This window comes from Arthrobacter sp. 05T444, from assembly GCF_056395905.1.
The window spans coordinates 1-434 of the sequence record NZ_JBFTKK010000070.1; the positions used below are offsets into that span (position 1 = coordinate 1).

Sequence of the window (434 nt, forward strand, 5' to 3'; positions counted from 1 at the left end):
CGTCCGCTGACGATCCTGCCTAGGCACACCAACGGCATGACCTTCACGGTCTCCGACTCCGACGGCGGGGTGCTGCACACCGCCACCTTCTTCTCGGTGGGCGGCGGATTCATCGTCCGCGAGGGCGAGGAGGACGCGGCCCAGCAGGAACTTGAGGAGTCCAAGAAGGAGCTTCCGCTGCCATTCCGGACCGCCGCGGAACTGCTGGGCCGGTGCCAGTCCAAGGGACTCTCGATCGGCGAGATCATGCTGGTCAACGAGCGCGCGTCCCGCCCCGAAGCTGAAATCCGCGAAGGGCTTCTTCACATCTACTCGGTGATGGAGGGCTGCGTGGAGACCAGCCTCAAGCGCGAGGGGCTGCTGCCCGGCGGGTTGAAGGTCCGCCGTCGTGCTCCCGACTGGCACGAGCGGCTCCTGAAGGAAAGCCGGGACCA

1 protein-coding gene is annotated in these 434 nt (G+C 66.6%); it reads left to right on the forward strand.

Annotated features, from left to right (window positions below; translation table 11 throughout):
- Nucleotides 1-434 (forward strand): serine dehydratase beta chain (locus tag AC1DD3_RS22120; protein WP_476882532.1); only part of this gene is annotated, 434 nt, incomplete at both ends.